At 36.0% G+C, this 18,080-nt stretch carries 18 protein-coding genes and 2 riboswitches; of the genes, 2 read left to right on the top strand and 16 right to left on the bottom strand.

Annotated elements, in window-relative coordinates:
• Nucleotides 1-864: M20 metallopeptidase family protein (locus BIV59_RS20705; RefSeq protein ID WP_071353360.1), on the top strand; the 864-nt coding region annotated here is incomplete at its 5' end.
• A gap of 110 nt (nucleotides 865-974) precedes the next feature.
• Complete coding sequence (locus tag BIV59_RS20700) at nucleotides 975-1,316, top strand: hypothetical protein (protein WP_071353359.1); 342 nt, start codon at nucleotides 975-977, stop codon at nucleotides 1,314-1,316.
• Between the two features lie 262 nt (nucleotides 1,317-1,578).
• A riboswitch (cyclic di-GMP riboswitch) is annotated at nucleotides 1,579-1,661 on the bottom strand.
• 68 nt (nucleotides 1,662-1,729) lie between these two features.
• Here the strand turns inward: BIV59_RS20700 and BIV59_RS20695 are convergent.
• From BIV59_RS20695 to BIV59_RS20630, 16 genes are all read right to left on the bottom strand, one after another.
• A complete protein-coding gene (locus BIV59_RS20695) occupies nucleotides 1,730-2,479 on the bottom strand; it encodes an MFS transporter (protein ID WP_083392297.1) in 750 nt (249 codons plus the stop codon).
• A 608-nt stretch (nucleotides 2,480-3,087) separates the two neighbouring features.
• A riboswitch (cyclic di-GMP riboswitch) is annotated at nucleotides 3,088-3,173 on the bottom strand.
• 120 nt (nucleotides 3,174-3,293) lie between these two features.
• Nucleotides 3,294-3,680: an SMU1112c/YaeR family gloxylase I-like metalloprotein gene (gene gloA2, locus BIV59_RS20690; protein ID WP_071353358.1), complete on the bottom strand. Its 387-nt coding sequence runs from the start codon at nucleotides 3,678-3,680 to the stop codon at nucleotides 3,294-3,296.
• Nucleotides 3,667-4,176 carry a VanZ family protein gene (locus tag BIV59_RS20685; protein WP_071353357.1) on the bottom strand — a complete coding sequence of 170 codons (510 nt, stop codon included), beginning with the start codon at nucleotides 4,174-4,176 and terminating at the stop codon, nucleotides 3,667-3,669. Before BIV59_RS20685 ends, gloA2 begins: the two co-directional genes overlap by 14 nt.
• A 161-nt stretch (nucleotides 4,177-4,337) precedes the next feature.
• Nucleotides 4,338-5,216, bottom strand: coding sequence for a DUF4352 domain-containing protein (locus BIV59_RS20680; RefSeq protein WP_071353356.1), 879 nt, complete (start codon nucleotides 5,214-5,216; stop codon nucleotides 4,338-4,340).
• A gap of 298 nt (nucleotides 5,217-5,514) precedes the next feature.
• Entirely contained in the window at nucleotides 5,515-5,661 is a 147-nt protein-coding gene (locus tag BIV59_RS23845) for a YwzD family small protein (RefSeq protein ID WP_170846215.1), read from the bottom strand.
• 143 nt (nucleotides 5,662-5,804) lie between these two features.
• Nucleotides 5,805-7,604 carry an ABC transporter ATP-binding protein gene (locus tag BIV59_RS20675; protein ID WP_071353355.1) on the bottom strand — a complete coding sequence of 600 codons (1,800 nt, stop codon included), beginning with the start codon at nucleotides 7,602-7,604 and terminating at the stop codon, nucleotides 5,805-5,807.
• Between the two features lie 152 nt (nucleotides 7,605-7,756).
• Nucleotides 7,757-8,224 (bottom strand): lasso peptide biosynthesis B2 protein, encoded by a 468-nt coding sequence (locus tag BIV59_RS20670; RefSeq protein WP_071353354.1) that lies wholly within the window; start codon nucleotides 8,222-8,224, stop codon nucleotides 7,757-7,759.
• 31 nt (nucleotides 8,225-8,255) lie between these two features.
• Nucleotides 8,256-8,555, bottom strand: coding sequence for a lasso peptide biosynthesis PqqD family chaperone (locus BIV59_RS20665; protein WP_071353353.1), 300 nt, complete (start codon nucleotides 8,553-8,555; stop codon nucleotides 8,256-8,258).
• Nucleotides 8,552-9,490 (bottom strand): HPr kinase/phosphorylase, encoded by a 939-nt coding sequence (locus BIV59_RS20660; RefSeq protein WP_071353352.1) that lies wholly within the window; start codon nucleotides 9,488-9,490, stop codon nucleotides 8,552-8,554. Before BIV59_RS20660 ends, BIV59_RS20665 begins: the two co-directional genes overlap by 4 nt.
• 150 nt (nucleotides 9,491-9,640) lie before the next feature.
• Nucleotides 9,641-9,775, bottom strand: coding sequence for a paeninodin family lasso peptide (locus BIV59_RS23400; RefSeq protein ID WP_139194435.1), 135 nt, complete (start codon nucleotides 9,773-9,775; stop codon nucleotides 9,641-9,643).
• A gap of 14 nt (nucleotides 9,776-9,789) precedes the next feature.
• The gene (locus tag BIV59_RS20655; protein ID WP_071353351.1) at nucleotides 9,790-11,730 is read right to left on the bottom strand and encodes a lasso peptide isopeptide bond-forming cyclase; all 1,941 of its coding nucleotides are present in this window, start codon (nucleotides 11,728-11,730) and stop codon (nucleotides 9,790-9,792) included.
• Nucleotides 11,731-11,936: 206 nt separating this feature from the next.
• Complete coding sequence (locus BIV59_RS20650; RefSeq protein WP_071353350.1) at nucleotides 11,937-13,109, bottom strand: nucleotidyltransferase domain-containing protein; 1,173 nt, start codon at nucleotides 13,107-13,109, stop codon at nucleotides 11,937-11,939.
• Nucleotides 13,110-13,324: 215 nt separating this feature from the next.
• Complete coding sequence (gene galE / locus BIV59_RS20645) at nucleotides 13,325-14,332, bottom strand: UDP-glucose 4-epimerase GalE (RefSeq protein ID WP_071353349.1); 1,008 nt, start codon at nucleotides 14,330-14,332, stop codon at nucleotides 13,325-13,327.
• A 371-nt stretch (nucleotides 14,333-14,703) separates the two neighbouring features.
• On the bottom strand, nucleotides 14,704-16,116 hold the full coding sequence (locus BIV59_RS20640) for a lipopolysaccharide biosynthesis protein (protein ID WP_071353348.1): 1,413 nt from the start codon (nucleotides 16,114-16,116) through the stop codon (nucleotides 14,704-14,706).
• A 35-nt stretch (nucleotides 16,117-16,151) separates the two neighbouring features.
• The gene (locus BIV59_RS20635) at nucleotides 16,152-17,114 is read right to left on the bottom strand and encodes a polysaccharide pyruvyl transferase family protein (protein ID WP_071353347.1); all 963 of its coding nucleotides are present in this window, start codon (nucleotides 17,112-17,114) and stop codon (nucleotides 16,152-16,154) included.
• A gap of 61 nt (nucleotides 17,115-17,175) precedes the next feature.
• Nucleotides 17,176-18,080 (bottom strand): glycosyltransferase (locus tag BIV59_RS20630; RefSeq protein ID WP_071353346.1); only part of this gene is annotated, 905 nt, incomplete at its 5' end.

The raw sequence follows: 18,080 nt of genomic DNA, 5'->3' as shown, positions 1-18,080 counted from the left end.
ATGCATGCCTGCGGACATGATGGCCATACCGCCATTTTGCTTAGCGTGTCTAAATGGCTGAGCGAGAATCCTGAGTTAGTGAAAAATAATATCCGCCTCATTTTCCAAAGCTCTGAAGAAGCCTCGCCAAGCGGCGCTCAAAAGCTGGTTCGTGAAGGGGTACTCGAGGGAGTGGACGAAATCTACGGGATTCATTTAATGTCAAGCCTTGCTCTTGGGAAAATCGGATTTGCAGTCGGAGCATCCCGTGCTTCCTGCAATGATTTTGATATTACGATAGAAGGAGTCGGAGGACATGCGGGGCAGCCGCACCTGGCAGTGGATCCTGTTTACGTGGCCACACACTTGATTCAGGCTTTCCAATCTATCATCAGCCGCAATCTTTCGCCACAGGAAGCAGGCGTCATCTCAATCGGTTCTCTGCAGGCCGGAAATTCCTACAATGTGATCCCGTCTGAAGTAAAACTTCAAGGCACTATGAGAGCCATGACGTACGAAGCAGCCGACCTGCTTCAATCAAAAACCAGGCAGCTGACAGAAATGCTTTGCGCAAGCTTCGGTGCAAAAGGACACTATGAATATATCGAAGGAACCATCCCGCTTTACAACCATCCGGAAGCATGTGAATTTGCACAAAACGTCATAGAAGAAACCTTTGGTGCTGACACCTTCGTACCCGTGGAGCCATCAACAGGCGCAGAGGATTTCTCTTACTACCTAAAAGAAACAAGGGGCGCCTTCATTGATGTGGGCATGCAAAGTGAAAAGAGCCAATACCCGCACCACCACCCTCGCTTTGATATTGACGAGGAAGCCATTCCTACAGCGATTGAACTGATGATTCAAATTGCGCTTAAGGCATAAAACACGTTAGAAAAAGGAAAGAAACACCTTTCCTTTTTCTTTTTTTATGGTACTATTTAGTAAAATTAGGGATGGTTTCTTTACGAAGGTTTCTGGTTAGGGGATAGGATATGAAACGCCGCTCATGGATCATTACATTGTCATCAGCCATTGTTTTAATAGCTTTCGTTTTCTACATAAGTGTTTTAGCACCCTATAACCTGACAGGGGTATTGTTCAAAAATAGCTTAGGCTTAATAAACCAGCATAGCATAAAAGAAATCGATGAATTGGCGCGATACTTTAAAGGATACAAAATCACTGATGTAAACTATCTGGGCAGCGATACCTATGAAGTGACTACAGATAAAGGTGTATTTATGATATCTGCGGATTACTCAGATACAATGTATTGGAAATACAAAATCTTTAAACTGGATAAAAAATTGCAGCATTTCACCAATCCTATGTAGTTGCTTATGAAACACAAAAAACAGCATTAAAATTCACATTTGAATTTTTAATGCTGTTTTTGTTCGTCTATACCTGTCTTAAAATTCTTAATAAAGAACAAAACAACCCGAAAAATTATCGCATAACCTTCCTGCGGGGCTTACTTAAAAACTTAATATAAAGAATATCATCATCTGCTCTATAAAATCTGATACCGATCATTTTCAGTGGGGTCCATATTTCTTTCATATAAAATAATGGCATAATGTCCTTCATCCTTTTTGTGGCAGCCCAGCCATCTTAGCATTTGCCTTAGATCTGCGGCTTTGCGTCCTATCCTTTCGGAAAGTTTGCTTTTCTCTAGAATTAGAGTGATAGCTTAATAAATCGCACCATGACTGTATTAAGAATAATTCGTTCTTTATATAGAATGTTATGGTATAAATTTACTATTATTTAATAGCCCTGTCAATACGAAGATGGCTGCTGTTGGGATAAACACCAGAGTAATATTTAAAAACATCCATAATACTTGTGGCGCTTTTTTTATCACAAGAATGCCTTCTTTAACTTGATTAAATGGATTTTCACGATAATTTCCGTGGTTTGATGGATTTTTTATAAAAGTTAGTATGACAAGTTGGACCGATTGAAAAACGATACCTAGCACAATAAGCAAATTAAATTGCTTGTTCGTTAAGTCTTTAGCAATTATTGCTCCCAGAATCAGTACGACTACCATAATAATAAATTGCGCCGATTGAATGAGACCCATGGCTCTATCCATCATGTTTTCTTCATTAGACTCTTTTAATGATTCGTATAGTAATGCTTCATCTGCACCACTAAAAAAGGTAACGGCAAAACCACTTACAAGACTACTGGCAAAGAACACCCATGGTTCATAAGCCCATAAAAGCATACTATGACTAACAATGCTCAATATGGCACCTATCATAAACGATTGTTTTGCCCCATACCGATCTGCAAACATACCAGTTGGGACTTCCCCAATTAAAACACCTATACTCCAAAAGAGCATGACCCAAAGTATTGACGCTTCATCGAGCCCTCTTGCAAAATAAAACAGAGCAAGTACAGGCTGGATGAACTGAACACTTCCAAATAAACTAGACCAAAATAAAACACGAATATTATGTGAAGATAACGTACCTTTTTTCATACATTTTTATCCTCCTGCTATGATAAATAAATGGTTTGTTAAATAACAAACAAGCAGGAGTGAATGATTTCGAATAAGCCTTTAAAAACTTACTATTCTATTGTTCACCCCTACTTGTTGGTTTGAAAAGAATGTTAAGTTTTTTTGCATATTAATTTCCTCCTCTTAAGTATTTAGTATCATTATACAAGAAAGGGGATTGAAATAAAGGTCTAATGGTATTGTTTACCAAATTTAAGTGTTAGATCCAAAACGTTGGCTGTATCTCAAGTACATGCTTAAAAGCCCATCACCAGATAGGTGATAAGCTTGTTATTTAGACAAATTCATCTTATTCATTTTGCTGTGATTTCATCCCTCTTACAATCGAATTAACCGATGCCAGTCGAACGGCAGATTTTTGTGCAATACTCTATCACTTTTTCATAAAAAAACCAGACACCTGGTGGCATCCGGTTATCTATTCCTTATCACTGATACATATCGCCTCTTTTAGCTGCAAACATTAAACTCATTATAATCATCATAAAAAAGGATCCGGCAAATACCCCTATCACAAAGTTAATCATACAATCCCTCCCAAGTCCCATAATTCGCTGGAAGGTAGTTTCGGCAGCTGGCTGGCTTAGTGTGTAACAATGAAGCCCCTTTAGCTTTGCGTCACCACTTTTCAATGGCTTTGCCCTTATAACGAATTATGATTATAGGGATATTGTACGAAATTAATCCGTGGAAATAATGAGTATTTATACCTATCAACTGACTGAACATATAGTTTTATAGGCATATATGTTGGCCACGAGCAACTATTTTTCTAAATCTCGTAAAGTTCAATCGGCAGCCCATCCGGATCATTGAAAAAGGTGAATTTTTTATCTGTATATGGATCAATCCGAATGGTCTCAGCGCTTATACTTTCTCCTGCCAGTTCTTTTACTGCCTCTTCTATGTTTTCTACTTCAAAAGCAAGGTGACGAAGGCCTGCAGCTTCCGGATAACTCGGGCGCTTGGGCGGTTCAGGAAAGGAAAATAATTCTATGGCATACCGTCCGTTCACCTCTAAATCCAGCTTATACGACTCTCTTTCTTTTCGGTATTCTTCTCGAATCGGTTTTAACCCAAGAACTCTGACATAGAAATCCTTCGACTTTTCATAATCAGAACAAATGATGGCAATATGATGGATGTTATTTAGCTTCATACTTTCTACCGGACCTCCTTTTCCTCACTGCACCAAATAAAACATAAAGTAAAATGGCGAGTATCATCCCGGCTGAATCGAATGTATACACATCAATAAAATGCCCGGTCCTATCAGCTACAAATGATTGATGATACTCATCACTGCAGGCAAAAACAAACGAGCATACAAAACTAATCACAACAACTAATCCTTCACGCAGCCTGGTGCTGCTCCATAATGCTAAGAATATCAGTGTAAGCACCGTATATTCAAAAATGTGGCCGCATTTCCGGATGATAAATTCAATAAAATCATAAGGAAGTTTTGACGTCACTACTTCATGATCATACGAAAAAGAAAGGTCAGGCAGTGAATGTGGTGTAAGCGTGATAAGACTCCTCAATTGCGGTTTGATATCCTGCTGGTGATAAGGGGTATTGGAGGCGCGGAACATAAAGCCCATACAAATCAGCAATATGATAGCCATAAGTGATATTTTGATTCGGTTATTCATTCTTTTCATCTGCTTTCATGTAAAAATAGGACTGCTTCTATCCAATTACCATTATAACTTATAAACTAGACAAAAAGTTATTCATACCTGGTTACAAAAAAAGGAGAGCATTCACCATGGACGGTGAACACTCTCCCTTTGTAATGTACATAAAGATCCAATCAATTTCTGCCGGTAAAGCTAATGGCTTTTATTTTGTTAAAGTTCCTATCGTATTGATAGTTATCAAATACCAGTTTTAAATTCAAGCCCGGATCCGTTTCATAGTAAACATATCCGCTTGTCATTGATCCCGGATGCAGGGTGCCCATGATTGTATTGTCATTATAGATTGGGTAATATGGATGCTGATACACACTGCCGCTATACAAATTCAAGTCAGTGCCGCCATCAACGTACTGTGTGTCTTTCCCGATGTTTTTCACTGTCACATAAAATTGGACAACGTTATTTACTCCAGAATAATCATCCTGAAATGCATAATATGGATCGACATTTTCAGGTAATCCTACCATTACTTCCAGACTGCCGTAGCGTACACTTTGTCCGAATGCATGCCCTGTAGCTGCTGGCTTTTGGGAAGACAAGCCGCTTTTGTATACATATCCCGTTTTACCCTTGTACGTCACTTTATACATCGTGGACGAAAGCGGACTTCTAGTCGTCAGCGCTGTTCCCACGGTAATAGAAGCTATTTTCTTCTTATTAGAACTAGTGGAAGTGTACAGATTTGAAGCTGATTTTACATATCTGGTAACAGCTGTAGTTCCTGTGGATAAATATGATTTATACACATACCCTGTTTTTCCCCCGTAGGTAACTTTGAACATTGAAGATGTCTTTTTTGAATAGGTTGTTAGCTTCACATTAATATCAATGGTTTTCAATTTTACCTTTGAACTTTTTGTTGAACTATACAAATAAGCTGTTTTGTGTACATAATACGTATACTTGCTGCTGGCTGAAGCAGAATGTGATAGCATACCGAATAATAAGATAAAAACAGCAATCACAGCCAATAACTTTTTCAAACTTCCCATACTAGATGAGCCCCTCTTTCCTTTATAAAAAAAATGATAATCCCCCCACTATATCCACACCCATCCACCTTTAGCGGATAGTGGAAATTAATAGGCAAGTAATTATAACATCAGAAAGAGAATCCTTTAATACTCCAACTTATGGAAGATTACTAGGACAATAGCTTACTGAAGATTCCTTATGACTAGCTGAAAAAGCCCGCTAGTCTGGAAGATTAGCGGGCTTTTGGTATTTACATATATTTAGAATCAGGTAAAATGGAGCATCTCCTTATCCGTCAGAATAAGTAAATGACTGCTATGATCCTTTAATAATCATCAATAACTTCGCTGACAAATCTTCTACAAATTCATTGATAGGTACGCATACTTCACTCTCGCCCTTTTCAAATGCGTCCCTAAGAATGTTATAAAATTCTTCATTTGATGTCTTTACTCTCTCCAAATTAATCTTCCTTCATTTATTTAGTTTGTATAACAATAGATTTTACCATTAAAAGTAAAAAAAGAAGTATGCATCTTTTATATTTCGAAATTTTTTTCTTCTAATAGATCAATAACCATCTAATTAAACATGTTTTTACTACATCACATAGTAGATTCAACTTGTACACCAAGCATCCCGCTGAACATCCCTCTTTTTTCCTTTTCCAGCACCCGGTACTCTCCCATTTGAATCACCTTTCCCCCATCCATGACGAGCACCTGATCGGCATTCCGAATGGTGGTTAATCTGTGGGCAATAACAATGATGGTCATGGTGCCCTTCAGCTTGTCGATGGCACCTTGGATTTTCGCTTCATTTTCTGTATCGAGCGCGCTTGTTGCTTCATCTAGTATAAGTATCGATGGTTTCCTGAGAATAGCCCGGGCCAGTACAATCCGCTGCCTTTCTCCCCCAGACAGCCTGATTCCCCGGTCGCCAATCAATGTATCGAGACCTTTGGGGAGCTTTTTGACAAAATCTGCTGCTGCTGCAAACTCCAATGCTTCCCATATGCTTTCTTCGCTGGCATTCTCTTTAATGATCATTAAATTTTCCCGCAGTGTCGTATTAAACAGAAACGGATCTTGAGGAATATAACTCATGGCTTTTCTTAACGCTAATATCCTTTCACCGCTAAGCGGGATTCCATCAATGCTTACATGTCCGCTTTCAGGCTTGTTCAATCCCATGAACAAATCAATCAGCGTACTCTTTCCGGCTCCTGAACGTCCTACAACAGCTGTCATACGGTTCGCAGGAATATTAATGTTAATATCCTGAAGAGCATATATATCTTCTTTTTGGCTGTATCTGAAAAACACATGATGGCAGCTAAAGCCCTGTTCCATATTAATAGGACGTACTGTTTTATTATGATACTCTTCAAGCTCCCTCGCTTCCACACACTCATGTTGCAGATCTGCTACTGCTTTGAAAGAAGGGATAATCGCCCCTATCATTTCAAGGTTGGACTGAATGCCTGTAATACTTGGCCACAGTCTTGAAAAAATGACCGTAATCAGCATGAGCTGTGCAGTTTGAGCCATGAACATCTTTATCGAAACAAAAACAAAAATGGCAATTAAACAGGCAGAGAAAATTTTAAATGTCATTTGAGAAGTTGAATTCACAGTTGTTGATTGAATTCTGTTTTTCTCCATTTTTTCATTTAACGATTGAAACCAGTTTACATGAACCTCTTCCAGTGAATTGCTTTTGATATCCTTAATCCCATTAAAATGATCGGTTATGCCAGCTAAATATGATTGCGTCAGCAGAACTTGTTCCTTTCCAAGTGATTGTGATTTTCTAATGAAGGTTTTCGAAAAAACAATCAGCAATACACCAAAAAACAAAAGGAAACCTGTCATTTTAACCGATAAATAAAATGCGATTCCTACTTGGATAAACGTAAACACAAAGGAGGATAAAAACTGCAGAAATAGTTGAATGCCTGCACTTACATGAAACGTTTCATTTGTCATGATGTTGATAATATCGGCCTTCCTTTTTTTAAGAAAAAATCCCCAATTCGCTTTCAAGAGGCTTTTGTAGGTCTCATCTCTAACCTGACTGATAAAATTCTGCTGAATCTTTGCGCCTAATATGGTCTGCTGCCGTTTGAAAATACTTTGTCCGATCATCAGCAAAACATAAGCACCCAAAATAATCACAAGGCTTACCGTTTCAGGCATGGACTGAAAGAAGGTATTTAGAGTCTTTAATACTGGCAGCTTACCAGTGTTTATATCCAGGATTCCCGTTAAGCCGATTAAAGGTATTAATAAAAAAATCCCTGCGCTTTCAATCAATCCTATGAACATCATGCATAGCAGATTAATATAAAGGACTCTGCCGGAGTAACGGCAGATTTGCTTGGTAAAGTACCAGAGATGGCTCAAACTCTATCCTCCCTTCCCAATAAACGGCAGAGAATGTTGAAAAGATAGAAGATGATACAAATTCAGTTGAAAAACGATGAACATACAGCTTCACTTATATAATCACTATCCCTTCAAAAAGGAGGATACAAGCCACAGCAAGGGCATAATTTCTAACCCGGCAGTTTCAAAACGGGTTCATTAGCAAAACGGGCAACAACAGTGAACCTTTCCATGACCTCGGCACCTGTCAGATAAAAGGGGCCGCTCCTCAGCCATGCATGTGCGATAAGATCACCCTGTTCATCCTTGGCCGTGCCTAGATAAAGAGTGCTTTCAATGTTTCTTTTCTCAAGCATTTTCATTCCCGCTATAGCCTTAACAAGGCACTGGCTTTCCCAAAACGTATATCGGCTCATAATGTGAATAGCTTTAGAAATACGGGCTAAAACCTCTTTGTCTAGCGTTTCGGCATTAAACGATGTCTCCTTTAGCGCCACTCCTAAAGTAAGAGCCACCTTTGAAAAGGGGATGCTTTTAAGATACCGGGCCCTGCCTAACTGGATGAAAGCCTCCATCAATAGAAGCTTTGTTTCCATGTCGAATTTTAAGAATGATTTTGCCTTTCTGTATATGTTCATGATTTCCTCCTGCCAGAAGATGATGAAACGATTAATTGATTCCCTTAATGTGTATCAATTCTTCTTCCAGCATTTGATTCAAAAAGGCAGTGACCTGATGTTCGCATTCTTCCGGAGCTACATTATACTGGGAAGTTAGATGACTGCATAAATCCTGAAGGGCTATTGGCTCTTTTATACAATCCCAGATTTCCCCGCCTAATACCCCAAGATTATAATACTTGCCCTTATCAATGCTTAACATCACTTTTTCTCCATCCATATTGCTGACGATATTCCCTGGGCTTTGAACAACCATGCTTTCTTTAGTGAATGGCTGAGTACGGATCATAACCTTTTCCCTCCATCATGTATTGTTTTTATGATCATATCTGCTAAGTCATTCGCTGTGAAACGGTTAACTGGTCTCCGCAGCTGATAAAAGCCGAATTGATTAATCATTTTTGTACAAAGGTTAAAATGCCACTCCATTAAACCGGAACGCTGGAGAAAAAAATTCCGGTACGTATGATAAAACAGCTTATAAAATCGCTCTAAACCTGAAAACTGCTTTATTTCAATCATATCAATGTCATCACTAACTAATTCAAACACACCAGCAAGCGGCAAAGACTCAGCAGCAAACTGTGAGGAAACAGGAACGGCAAATTTATCTTCCCTGACGATCAGCGGCTGAAACTGGCTGGAGTTCATGCCAAAATGCTGCAGGCTATCAAGCCATAATTTCTGCTGCGGATAAGAAGGTGTGACAATTGGCTGATGATCGTCACTCAATGTGACTGGAATCACATCATCACTCAGCAAGCGATATCCTCTCTTCATCAAGGCGGACGCGGTAGTAGATTTCCCTGCACCTGAATCTCCGACAATCGCATAGGCCTTCCCGTCAATATCAATGGCACTTCCGTGAATAGGCATGATTTCCCGCTGCAATAAAATGGCCCCCATACAGGTTCCAAGAAGATAAAGGCGAATTTCCCGCTCATGACTGCCTTCAAATGGAGAAAAGAAAATCTTTTTACCATCCTGAATTAAAAAAATGCCTTTGCCAGATAAATAAAACATAATCGAATTTTGCTTGATAACAAAGTCTTCTCCTGGTTCAGAATACATACACCACAGGTTATACAGCTGAGCTTCTTCAATGACGACATCTGGTTCACCATCACTATCCAGCTTACATAGGGGTAATTCAGGAAGGTGAATATCACTTGAAACGGTTAATCCGAACGCTTTATAAAAAGTCTTCGGTGCAGTACTGATCATAACTGACTCGCTCCATTCGAATAAAAATCATGATATCAGTCTTAAAAGCTTTTGTTTTCATAAGAATCTCTGAAATTTTTGTAAAACCCCTATATAAAATAGGGGCCTGTTACGAAAATATAATTAGTTCTGTGTTCACAAAACAATTAATTAACTGCCGTACGTTACATCTCCTTTTGGAGTATGTGTCGGAAAAGCAGCATCAGTGTAATCACCACTAGTCCCCAGCATAGTTTTATTCACATCCAAAATTTCTAATTCAGGTTTTGTCCAATCCTTTTTCATTGAATTCACCTCCTTTAATGGAACCTTTTTAGAAACCGTCCCACTATTAAACTTCTCATTAGAAATTTAAGATTCGGGTCTGTTGCAGCTTCAGGGCTTGGTGCCTCTTTCATTTTTGATAGTGCTGTCTTAATGGCTTGGCCATCTAAATATTCCATTGCACAATCATCCGTGCCAAGCTGCTGGAGTTCATTTTTAATTACATCCCACTTAGGAAGCATCCGGTGCACCCAATCAGCACCCTGTACCCCTCGAATGCGCTGATTCATCCTAATTTCGTCCGGTAAATAATTTTCTGTACCCCTTCTAATCAGTGCCCGGTCTATGCCGTTCTGAACATATTGGTTTTCTGGAAGTGATAAACAGAAGCGGATGACACGCAAATCATTGGTGGGATCTCGTTTCCATAACGAGTATCTTAAAGAAAGCTTGGATGTTAGTGTGTTTCCTGCATTCCACTGGAAAATGTCTTCAAAGTGCTTTTTTCTTTCATAAAAGATGTTTGTATTGGAATACCAGCCAGAATGATCTATTCCATATTCGTTAAATTTAGAATACACTTTCGTTCTTTCAGCAAATGCAGGGTTAATTAATAAAGGTATTTTGTAGGGTGTCCCTTCGGGGATGACCCGATCTATTATCGGAAAGGCAATCCTCGCAATATATTGCAGATTCCGCTTTCTGGAGCCGCCGACACTTCTTTGATACTGAAGCAATTCTTGATTAAGACGGATCCATTTCAATCTTTTTAATAGAATAGAATAATATTCTAAGGGGAAACCCCATGACACGGAGAAATTGCCCCTGTCACCATTCAGTAAAACCCCTATGTTTTCTTTAAAGGCATTTTCAAACATACCTTTTAACCAAAATGAGTTCTCGAAAAATTTATAAGGCATTTCCAGAACGTCTAGAAAATCATCAATTTCCGAGTAGGAATCTCTCCCCATGAAATTATCATAATGATCGGCAATCCCCCCCACATACTCGACAGTAGATTTGACGTAAGGCCTTTCATCTGCCATTAAGTATTTGGGAGTAAAGTCTTTAAAATCATTGGGAGGAAAATAACTGAATGTATGAAGCGGTTTTCCCTCGCTTTGCAGCTTTTTAGCGGCAAAGGCAACTACAGCACCAGAATCTAGGCCCCCGCTTAGCTGTGACCCGACATTTCGATTTGTTCTTAACCGAGAATTTACAGCTTCCTGAAAAACACTCTGAAACGCTTCGACATATTCTTCATCAGAACTTAGCTTCAGCCGCTTAACCTGAGTTAAGTATGAATATCTTTTCACAGATACTATACTATTTTCTATTGTAATACTGTGTGAAGGAGGCACTTGCTGTACCGTTTGATAAGGAGTCAGTGAAGAATCGACAGCATCTATCATGCCAGAAACCGCCAAATAATCTGCAAGCCAATCTTCGTTGAGTTTTTTCTGAACATATGGAAGTGACAATAGCGGGCCAATCGTAGAACAAAAAGCAAAATTTTCAGAATTATTATGATAGTAAAGGGTCCTGCTTCCCGAAAAATCTCTGGCACCAAACAGCCTTTGATTCTTCTGATCCCAAATCATAAAAGCAAAATCACCAACCAAAAACTTCGGAGCATCCTCTCCCCATTTATAGTAAGAAAGAAGAATGATTTCACTGTCTGTGATAAATGTCTGCTCCGATGCTTCAACCTGCAGCCGTCCAAACAATTCACTTCTGTTGTCGATAATAGCATCGGCAGTAATGGCACACTGCCTTTCAGAATCATAATACGGCAGCACCTCCCCCGCAGACTCAGGAGTAATCCACTGAGCATGGCAGCCCAGAAAAACCTTGTCCGTATGCCAAGTCAGGATTCGATCGGCAGGATATCTAAAAAAACCCCTCATTAAAACATGGCCATATTGATTATTCAAAACCCCCTTGCCTAAATGAAAGACACCTGTAATGGCACTCATCCTATCCCCCAATTTAACAACGTAAGATTTTATGAATTTGTCGAAAAGATTAATGATTTCTCATATTAAGAACTATAAGTTCTTAATAAAGAACCTCTTGATATAAAAATACTCTACTTTGAGAATTGTGTCAATATTTAACATTAAAGGATTAAATTAAGATTCTTTTGTAGTATTTTGCTGTGAATATCCTGTAGATTATTACTCTATTGATTTAATTTTAAAGGTTTAATATTTCTATAGACCCATAAAAATGGACGCAACGGAAAATATAAAAAATGAAGAGGTTTAGGTAACCTTAATATCATTGCGTCAGCGGAACTAGGATAAAACAATGCTATAATTGAATATATGTTTTGTAGTTCCTTTGAATTCAAGGATAAACGATAGCGTTTATAGTATTTAGTAGACGTGAGGATATCCCAGGGCAACATATCTTTTATAATAATTAATGCCTTATGTGCTAACTCCTTTGAACGGCTTTTTACAAGTAATAGGTTCATTTCATCATTAATTGGAGTGTTTAATAACTGCGAAGCTAAAATGAGTGCTTGTCCAACTAGATGGAGATTTTGATACTTTTTTAAAAGTAAGTTTGCTTCGTTAAGGTCGATTCCACTTCTTATCATTTTATCAATATCTAACAGCCAGCGCAGACGAAACCAAGCATGTTTGGAACCATGAGATATAAGAAATAAAAATAAATCCTCTTTTCCTAATAAATGAACCGGGTAGCTATTAATTATTGTACTTACTCTTTTTCTTTCCCAAAGTTCGTTAAAGCTCGGTTCACTCCTAGGAAGAGGTAGCAGCCTCCAATGAATTTCAAGCTGGATATTCCTTTCGGGGTGGAAATAAACGGTGTGGTGTATTCTCCACTTCCCTTCATTTAAAATATGCGGTTCTGAAGTTTTTTTAAATCCACAACTCATAAGAAGTTTATCTGCTTTCTGAAGGGTATTCACTGGAATAAGGATATCTAAATCTTTAGACGTTCTTAAAGAAATATCCCCGTAAATATCGGCTGCGATAACTGTTCCTTTTAAAAAAAGAAGAGGAATGTCGTTCTCCATAAATAAATTACTTATTTGTTCCATTTCTCTACATAATGCAAGCATGTTAATTGTGTTTCTCTGGTATCCTTGGTATAAAGATTGAATAACAAATTGTGGAATAACTGTTTCATCTAACTTTTTTAAATTTGAATAAATTATGGGGTAAACACGATGGTGCATAGCTAATTGAAGAAATACCTCCCAATCAATTTCCTCAAAAGAATAATTTGAAAAATATTCTTCTTCTTTTTCAATAGCTAAAATTTCCAGTAATAACTTTAATTCACTAGGAAAATTTTTTTCTATATTAAAACTATTTCCCATTGTTCCACTCCTTATTATGAAATTTTTGGAAAACGTTATGCAATTGTAAGTGACAAAACTTCATAAAGGTTTCAAAAAAATTTTACACTTTAATGTTAGAAATTTAATCCTTATGTCCATTCCCTCGTTTTTCTGCTTAACGCTCTTAGGTAATTCAATTTAAGCGTTCTGTGAATTTTTACAGACAGGATACAATAAAGCCCTATTGGTTGGTCTCATTTAAAAACTCTTTCCCTATGATTACTCTCAAAACGCCAAGCGTCTTGACACATGGCGATAATATCACGTTTTGCAGTCCAGCCTAATTCCCTCTTTGCTTTTGAAACGTCTGCATAGCATGAAGCAATATCTCCGGGTCTGCGATTTACAATTTCATAAGGTACTTCTATTCCATTTGCTTCTTCAAAAGCTTTTACTAACTCTAGTACACTGGTACCTTGACCGGTTCCCAAGTTATAAATATGAATTCCTTCCTTTGTATTATCTAACGCTGCAACATGTCCTTCTGCCAAATCCAATACATGAATATAGTCTCTTACACCAGTGCCATCTATTGTTGGATAGTCGTTTCCAAAAACTCGAAGTTTCTTTAGTTTTCTTTTGGCAACCTGAGTAACATAAGGCATAAGATTATTGGGAATACCATTAGGGATTTCACCAATTAAACCGCTCTCATGGGCACCGATAGGATTAAAATATCTAAGTAGAGTAATTGAAAATTTTGGATTTTCTTTAGCTATATCAGTTAGAATCCTCTCACTCATTGCTTTTGTTTCGCCGTATGGGTTGGTAGTAGGTAAAAGGTTCATAGTCTCTTCAAATGGAACTTTATTGTCCCCATAAACAGTTGCGGATGAGCTAAAGACGAACCGATTTACAGCATGTCTCTTACAAGCTATTGAAAGTACCATAGTACTTACGATATTATTGTAATAATAATCTAATGGCTTTTCTACAGATTCACCTACTGCCTTTAGCCCCGCGAAATGAATAACACCATCAATATTATAATTTTTAAATATATTATCAACAGCTTCAGCATCCGTCACATCAATTTCGTAAAAAATAACTTCTTTATTTGAAATATCCATAATTTTTTCTACCGTCTCACTATTACTGTTGCATAGATTATCAGCAATTATTACTGAATGTCCTGCTTCTAGTAGAGCAACACAGGTGTGCGACCCTATATACCCAGCGCCGCCTGTAACTAATATATTCATATTGATCACCTCATCAATTCTAATTGATTGCTTGTAATGTATTTTCAATAGCAGGATTAAGGAAGAAATTTTCTTTATACTAGAATATAATTCAAAACTAATAATGAAAAATAAATGAAAAAAATCCAATCATATTAAAATGATTGGATTAAACCGCCTTTTATATCATTTAAAAAACAGTGAAATCGGTTATTAGTAGCGTTTTAACTACAAACATTAATAAGGCATCCAAATTCCCTCCAAACTTTAATTATTTAAAAGAAATAATCATAACAAACCAACTTCTTCACTTTTAACTTAAGAATGTTCGACAAAACCTTGCCGTTTAATAGTGAACAGTAATACAATTGTTTGTTTTAACTTAAAGTGATTTAAATCGCCTTACTATTTTTCCATATTTTTCCATTCAATTCACTTAGTAATCCCCTTATTTCTTTATAATTTATCGATATAATAATTACTAATAAACCTAATTGTATGAAGTATTCAATTTTGAAATTGAGGTACAATATACCTATTTGAGTGAGAATAACAATAAGCATAAGAATTAACTTTTTTAAATGAAACTTTATGTTTACAAATTTTTTAGTGTCCTTAATCCTTAGAAGCCAAATCACAAAAAAACTTAGCATTGTACCAATTGAAGCACCATTTATACCGATTAATGGAATTAAGATTATATTTGCAATAATATTAATAATTGCCCCAATCACAGAAGTTTTAAAAACACCCGATGTTTTCTTTGCTGCAATATAATTTGTCCCTAAAAAACTTGAAAAACTTGAAAATACAACTCCCAACAACAAAAACGGAACATACTCCCAGGATTTAATATAAGTATTTGCAACTAAGATTTCGATAATAAATTTTAAATGTGCAATGATTAGAGATGTAGTTAATAACATCGTTATAAATAACATATTAAAAACATTTGAAAAAAATATTGATTTATCCTTTGACTTTGCCTCTTCGATAGCTGACATTTGCCAAGCTTGAAAAAAAATAGAATTAAATATATTTAAAATACTTGGAATCTTATTCGCTACAGCATAAAGTCCATTTGCACTTAAACCTAAAAAGTAATTAATGATATATCTATCTGAAGCCCCCATAATCCACCACATCAATGAATTAGGTATCAAAGGAATACTATATAGTAACATCTCTTGCATTAATTTAACGTTTATTTTTTTTACGTTAAATTCCTTTTGGACTTTCCCCGTAATAATTACAAATAAACTACTTACTATATTAGCAATGATTAGAGACAACAAATAACCAAAAGTCCCCTGGTGTAGCAATACAAGGAGATATATATTGCAGACTAATAGAATAAGTGCATTAATAATCCCACTAGTAGCAAAAAGCCTAACCATCCCCTTTGATCTGATATATTCTGTCAGAGTAGCATAAATTGATTGTACTAATAGTAAAAAATAAAACCAATAAATATAATTATCAAATGGTAACAACATTATTAAAACAGGAAAGAAAAAGAGTATTAAAATAAAACCAATGAAAATTATAATTATAGTATTGATCAATACTGCTTGCCTATCATAATTTTTGTCCATAACAAATCTTAATACTGAATCGAGTATGCTTAATGTAAATATTGGCATCAAAAGACTTATAGTTGTTGTTAATAAATCAACAGTTCCAAGTTCACTTGTTGTTAAATAATATGTGTAAAGTGGAAAAAGAAAAAAAACAATCAATTTAGTTCCTAAGTTCCCAATAGCAAAGATTAGTGAATTATTAAGTAATTTTATATATATATTCATTTTTTACTTCATCAACCCTATTAAGGATAATTTTTTTATTGTAAAAATTGTTCTTTCCAAGCATTTATTGAAGCTATATCTAATTTAATACTTGTATATATATTTCCATTTAAATATTCTTCTAATTGTGAAATGTTCTCTCTACTTAACACGTTTATTTTAAAATCTTTTTTTTTCTCCAAAGCCCTATTATCAACACCTATTATTATACTCCTCCTTTTTTTCTGCATTGCCCTTATTCCTGCATGTAATCTAGTTCCTATAAAATCTAAATCCTCGTTTGACTCGAGTATATAATCAAAATCTGTTAGTGTTGGGTCAATAATTATTATCGATTCTAAACTAGTTAAAGATTTTATATATTTATAATCTTCTGACCCCTGAATCCAAAAATATACTTTTTCATAGTTCCTCTGTAATATTTCAATCATTAACCTATCTTTTTCAGGATCTTTTCTATAATCAGTTAATGTAAATACAACGTTCTTAGCTTTTTTATATGGTATCTGTTTACAATGAACTTCAGTAAATCTCCACATCGTAGCACAACCTGTATTATAGACATTGGTTATTCCAATAGACTCTAATTTTTTCTTTGTATAATTATCCCTTACTGAATGATAATAATTTTTTGCTAAAGCATTTTGATAGATTAGCCTTGTAAAATAATTAGGATTACTCTGATAATCGCTCCAACCTACTCCCATTAAGATAACATTATTAAAGTTCAAAGCATCTAAAATATTAATTCTCCATGAATTCCCTCTCATAATATTATGTCTTGAAGTTAATAAATTTGTACCAGCTACAAATGATAAACTGCTATTCTTTAATATCCCATGGCTATATCTACTAATTCGCTCATGAGTAGGTAACTTTATAAACATTGATTTTTCGTTAAACATCATTTTTAATTCTCTATTTATTGAATCTACAATTATCTCATCACCCATATTTAAGGTTCCAATTGATGTATCGAATACAGTAATTTTATTCATATTAATTCACTCCTTCTGTTCCTTAAGCTTCTGAGTTCAATGGCAGCACCTATAATAATTCCTAATTTTCTGATAATAAATTATCTATAAGCTCTTCAACATCTTTTACCGTTTTTTTAGTACTAAATGTTTTCCCTCTTTCTTCAGCTTTCTGTTTGTAATAAGCCAATAATCCAGGTTCTGTCAACATCCGTTTTATACCTTCATAAAGAGATTCATCACTGTTTTCGGTAATCAAACCATACTCATTATTTGGACCCAGCATTTCCTCCATCCCTGAACAAAAGGTGGTTACAACTGGAGTGCCAACGATTAAAGATTCAGTGACGGCCGTGCTATAGCCCTCTTTATAAGATGAACATACAAATAGATCACATTTTTTCACATACTTAAAGGGATTATCTTTATACCCTAATATGGTTACATAATCATTCAATCGTTCTTCACTAATAACTTCTCTAAACTTACTTTCCAATTCACCTTTACCTAATAAATATAGATGAATATTTAACTTATTATCTAATAGTAATTGCATTATCTTTATTAACCTGGTATATCCTTTCTGTTCTGTGAATCTACCAACGGATATAAGGTTTATTCTATTACTACTAATTTCAATATCTCTTATTTGCTCTTTTGACTTCAAAGTAATATGCTGTGTGTCAACTGTATTGTATTTGACTAACATACTCCCATCAATGCCTTTAAATGTCCTTTCAAAAGCTGCACGAGCTGTATTGGAAACAAAGATTGTAGCATCATAACTGTTGTAACTTTTCACTAATTCTTTTATACTTCTATAAGATTTGGTTAACTCCTTTGGATTATTGATTTCTGTATGAACCCAGTTTAATAATTTTGAATGCTTATTTGGACAGCCACTTATTATTCTTGTTGCAGGTCCTTCTAAGTAGGAGACTACTAAATCATATTCACCTTTTATCATCATTTTATATAGTTTTGTAG

This window comes from Bacillus sp. MUM 13 (genome assembly GCF_001866725.1).
In the GTDB taxonomy this organism is placed as follows: domain Bacteria; phylum Bacillota; class Bacilli; order Bacillales; family DSM-1321; genus Peribacillus.
Note: the sequence above shows the minus strand (reverse complement) of the source record. Positions and strands in the feature narration are given on the sequence as shown.

Coding starts and splice junctions, on each gene's coding strand:
- BIV59_RS20700 (WP_071353359.1), top strand. CDS start 975: ATGAAACGCCGCTCATGGATCATTACATTGTCATCAGCCATTGTTTTA.
- BIV59_RS20695 (WP_083392297.1), bottom strand. CDS start 2,479: ATGAAAAAAGGTACGTTATCTTCACATAATATTCGTGTTTTATTTTGG.
- gloA2 (WP_071353358.1), bottom strand. CDS start 3,680: ATGAAGCTAAATAACATCCATCATATTGCCATCATTTGTTCTGATTAT.
- BIV59_RS20685 (WP_071353357.1), bottom strand. CDS start 4,176: ATGAATAACCGAATCAAAATATCACTTATGGCTATCATATTGCTGATT.
- BIV59_RS20680 (WP_071353356.1), bottom strand. CDS start 5,216: ATGGGAAGTTTGAAAAAGTTATTGGCTGTGATTGCTGTTTTTATCTTA.
- BIV59_RS20670 (WP_071353354.1), bottom strand. CDS start 8,224: ATGAACATATACAGAAAGGCAAAATCATTCTTAAAATTCGACATGGAA.
- BIV59_RS20665 (WP_071353353.1), bottom strand. CDS start 8,555: ATGATCCGTACTCAGCCATTCACTAAAGAAAGCATGGTTGTTCAAAGC.
- BIV59_RS20660 (WP_071353352.1), bottom strand. CDS start 9,490: ATGATCAGTACTGCACCGAAGACTTTTTATAAAGCGTTCGGATTAACC.
- BIV59_RS23400 (WP_139194435.1), bottom strand. CDS start 9,775: ATGAAAAAGGATTGGACAAAACCTGAATTAGAAATTTTGGATGTGAAT.
- BIV59_RS20655 (WP_071353351.1), bottom strand. CDS start 11,730: ATGAGTGCCATTACAGGTGTCTTTCATTTAGGCAAGGGGGTTTTGAAT.
- BIV59_RS20650 (WP_071353350.1), bottom strand. CDS start 13,109: ATGGGAAATAGTTTTAATATAGAAAAAAATTTTCCTAGTGAATTAAAG.
- galE (WP_071353349.1), bottom strand. CDS start 14,332: ATGAATATATTAGTTACAGGCGGCGCTGGGTATATAGGGTCGCACACC.
- BIV59_RS20640 (WP_071353348.1), bottom strand. CDS start 16,116: ATGAATATATATATAAAATTACTTAATAATTCACTAATCTTTGCTATT.
- BIV59_RS20635 (WP_071353347.1), bottom strand. CDS start 17,114: ATGAATAAAATTACTGTATTCGATACATCAATTGGAACCTTAAATATG.